General features: G+C 60.4%; 4 protein-coding genes. All 4 read right to left on the bottom strand.

Going from position 1 to position 3,836, the window contains the following annotated elements:
* Positions 1-811 (bottom strand): DUF5710 domain-containing protein (locus WM40_RS25855; RefSeq protein WP_046154462.1); only part of this gene is annotated, 811 nt, incomplete at its 3' end.
* Positions 804-1,706 (bottom strand): type IV secretory system conjugative DNA transfer family protein, encoded by a 903-nt coding sequence (locus WM40_RS32180; protein ID WP_269083117.1) that lies wholly within the window; start codon positions 1,704-1,706, stop codon positions 804-806. The genes WM40_RS32180 and WM40_RS25855, both read right to left, overlap by 8 nt.
* Positions 1,598-3,103, bottom strand: coding sequence for a type IV secretory system conjugative DNA transfer family protein (locus tag WM40_RS32185; protein WP_269083116.1), 1,506 nt, complete (start codon positions 3,101-3,103; stop codon positions 1,598-1,600). The genes WM40_RS32180 and WM40_RS32185 overlap by 109 nt, the downstream gene beginning before the upstream one ends.
* Positions 3,100-3,789 (bottom strand): FadR/GntR family transcriptional regulator, encoded by a 690-nt coding sequence (locus tag WM40_RS25865; RefSeq protein WP_046154463.1) that lies wholly within the window; start codon positions 3,787-3,789, stop codon positions 3,100-3,102. The genes WM40_RS32185 and WM40_RS25865 overlap by 4 nt, the downstream gene beginning before the upstream one ends.
* Positions 3,790-3,836 lie beyond the last annotated feature (47 nt).

The following is a 3,836-nucleotide window of genomic DNA, read 5'->3' on the forward strand; positions in this document are numbered from 1 at the left end:
CGACCGCTTGGTCTGCCTCGATGCCGATAGGGCTCAGTCCCGCCTCTTGCCGAAGGGTGTTCAATGCCCGTGCCGCGCGCGGCGGCAGCGCCTGCGCCGCGAAGTCGCTGCCAGCTCGGATATGCTCTCCTATCGAACGCTCACCGTTCTCGGGCGAGCCCGACTTGCGCCACGCCTCGCGATGAATCGTCTCCAAACGCTCTTCCAACGCCAGCGTCGCCGTGACCTCCGCGCCGCGTAGCGTCGAAGACGTGGCGATCGACTGAATCATGTCGCGGTAGCGACGACCCAGCGTTACATCGTCCGGCACAGCCCGCGCATCCGCTTCAGGCAGGGCACGGGACTCGGCTTCGGCGTTACCTTGCTCGTATAGATGCTGCCGCTGGGCAAAATACGCACGCCGCGCCTCGATGATCGCACCCCGTATCGCATCGATACTCTCGAATGCCGATCCGCCCTGCTCCTGGACGCGGTCTCGCGCGGCCAGCGCCGCTTTTTCCTCCGCGAGACGCAACGCTTCGCGCACAAACTGCCGTGACTCGTCGATGGGCTGATCCGTCAAGCCGCTAAGACGCTGTGCCTCGCGCTCGATATCCGATTCGAAGTCATCAGATTGTCCCTCGCTCAGTGGCCGCTCCTTCGGACCTGATGGCATCCAGCGCGCGAACAGACTCGGGTCGCTTCCGGCTGGCACATACCACTTCTTCTCGCGGCGATCGAACTTCGCCCCCAGTTCCCGCGCGCTCTGCTTTTCCTTGAACGGCACATCAAGATACGTCCGCTCGCCTTTGGGCTTATTTGCATCAGCCATTCGCTGCCTCCGTCATGTCGTAATCCGCCGGCACGTTGGCCGGTTCACTCAGGGAATCAAGACCCACGCCATGCGCAGCACCGATATCCAGTCGGATGCCGGCCAACAGCGCGCGTACGTCATCGCGCATCACCAGACCCAACTCGACCAGGTCATCGGCAAATCCGGTGAGCGCCACGTTCGTGGCGACGGGTCCGGGCTGGCGTTGATCCAGCGCCAATAGCTCGGCCGCTGTGAGCGCCTTTGCACCGGCTTGTCGCGCTAGGCGAATCTCTCCTGCCGCCTTGGCGGACAGCGCGGCGTGATATTGCCGTGGGTTGTTGATTGGAATACCGGTGGCACGCAGTTCACCCGCTTGCCAGGCGGCCTTGATGTCGTCCTCGCACGGCAAATCATCGGCTACCGCCGCAAGCGTCGGACTCACCGCACGCATGCGGTCGATGAAAAGCGCGTCCTCGAAATACGTGGCCTTCTCGCACAGGATGGGGCGTTGGAAACCCAGCACGATCTCCTGATAGGGCTCCATGCGCTTGAGTTCCTGATCCAACATCAAGGCGCGTCCCTGGTCAGACGTATTCGTTCCCGTGGAGGTGTTGCGCCCGCGACTGCGACTGGTCGACGTCGCTTTTTGCGTGAAAGTACCAAGTGTCTCGGATAATTCCTTCGCATCCTGCTGATTGCCAGGCGCGTAAGCGACGAGCACCGCGTGGTTGGTGAAGAGCGTTCGAGTGCCGGCGACGCCATACAATTCGTTTGGCTCAGTCTGCGTCTTCGATTGCAGGATCGTCAAAAGACGTATCCAGTAGCCCGCGATGAACGCGTTACCCTTATCGATGACGTCAATGCGCCCAATCGCGGGGAACTCATCGAGGACCAGCAGACACTGATACCTAATTGTCGGGTCCTCGCCAGGTAGCACATCGAGGTTGTCTTCGATGCATTGCGTAAAAACAGGTTGGCAAGCAAGCTGGCGACTGACAGGTCACGCACCGGCAAAACCACATAGATGGATATCGGTTCACGCCGCACCCGATCTAGATCGAAATCGCATGCGCTCGTGGCTTGGTCCACAATCGCATTACTGAACAGGCGCAGCCCTGAATTGAAGGTCGAGACGATATTGAGCATCGTTTCATCGGGGGAGGCCAGCACCCGGGAGAGCGCGCCCAGGCAGTCACCCGAAAGCGGCTCGCCCTCTTTGGTCTCGTGCTGCATCAGCTCCGAGAGGTGTTCCCGGACCGTCTTGTCGGGCTTGGTCGCAAGCCGCAACACTTGCCCGAACGTGCAATCGTCTGTCATCTCCATTAAATAGAGGGCCAAACCCAAGAACAGGTCGCTTGCCTGCTCGTAAAAGAATTTATTGCGCGCATCACTCGTGTGATACAGGCGCGCGGCGATCCTTTGCAAGCGACCCACGCGCACGAAGGCGGGGCTTCTGGCAATCTTGAACAGCGGATTCCACCGGTGGGTATAACCCCCTTCATCGAACGGCGCCCAGCGAAACACCTTTTGGCCGCAAGCCTGCCGATACCGCGATGTCAGATCGAAGTTCTCGCCTTTGACATCGAGCACCACGACCGAATCCGAAAACGTGAGCAGATTCGGAATGACGATGGCCACGCCCTTGTAAGAACGCGTCGGGGCGGCCACCATCACGAACTGCATGCCGCGAAACGTCAAATACTTGCCCTTGTACCGTCCAACGATGATGGAAGGGTCGCGCACACCCACCTTGCCCCGCGTACGCCCATTCGCCTCGTCCATCAAACCGTAACGCCGAATCTCGTGCGCCCGCGCAAAGCGTGCATCGCCGTGTAGCTCGCGCTTAGGCTTGGCGACCAGCGCGGCGGCCACCGCCACGATCGGCAGCAACGGTATCGCAGCCGACACCACGCTCGCGATGAACAAGGAGCGCTTGACCGACTTCTCATCGCCGAACGCTTGCCAATAATCGCGAAGCGTCCACAAGCCAATCACCGAATCGGGGAGTTTTTCTAATTTGGCGAAGAGCGCAGCGCCCGCGAATTGGCCGGCCACAACCAGTGCCGTTATCGCCAACAAGGCGACAAGCCCGCCGGCGACAACCCGATCAAGCATCGTGGCACGCTTTAGCAGGACAGCACTCGCGCAGATTCCCCACACAACACATGTACCGCACACGCTCCCGATCAGAGCGGCCCGTTCAAGCGGATCCGTTACGAGGCGTTCAAGGTGCAATGGCCGCGCACCAAGAAAGAGCACTGCACCCGCGAGCGCTGCGAGTAATATGTCCAGAAGGATGCGCTTTTTCATACGCATCTCTTGCTCGGTATATGCGGCAAATCAAACGTGTTGATCTGCTCCATGGCCTCGCGTGCGGCGATCGGATCGCGATCCCGCATTGCCAAGGTCAGCATGGCCAGCGCGGGCCAGTCACCCTCCACCCGTATGGGCACGGTATTGTCCGCCGCTGTCGAGTGATACAAAGGACTGACCAGGCAGGCCATTTGCCGCATGATCCGGTTGGGGCTCGCCGCCATAACGGCGGCATGGAGTTCGACGTGCGCTTGCACATACGCGCCAAGTGTCTTGGCGTGCATCCGATTCGCGCACGCTGAGATAACCCGAGCGCGCTCCTCGGCAGTCGCGCCCTGCGCCGCATCGCCGGCGGCGATCGGTTCGAAGGCGCGACGCAAGGCCACAATAGCGGCCCTGAAAGCACCGTCCGTGTCGAACGAGAGACGCCAGCGCACCACATCGCCATCAACAATTTGCCATTGATCTTCTTGAAGGATACGCATACCCAACCGTGTGCGCACCTTGATTGCCCCGCACGCCAGCAATCGGCTCATTGCTTCGTGAAGTCGCGTCCCGCTCACGCCCAACTTCCCGGCAATCGCCTCATGCGAGGGTAACGCCCGGGTCGCATCGCACAGCAGCAGTATCTTCTCGGCCAACCAGGCCCGCCTCTCATCAGATGAACCCTTGCGGTAACTCATGCTTCTCCTTTAAGTAGTTGCATTTTCGTGACTGGATCGAAGTAGAT

Source organism: Robbsia andropogonis, from assembly GCF_000970345.1.
Classification (GTDB): Bacteria; Pseudomonadota; Gammaproteobacteria; order Burkholderiales; family Burkholderiaceae; genus Robbsia; species Robbsia andropogonis.

Coding starts and splice junctions, on each gene's coding strand:
- WM40_RS25865 (WP_046154463.1), bottom strand. CDS start 3,789: ATGAGTTACCGCAAGGGTTCATCTGATGAGAGGCGGGCCTGGTTGGCC.
- WM40_RS32185 (WP_269083116.1), bottom strand. CDS start 3,103: ATGAAAAAGCGCATCCTTCTGGACATATTACTCGCAGCGCTCGCGGGT.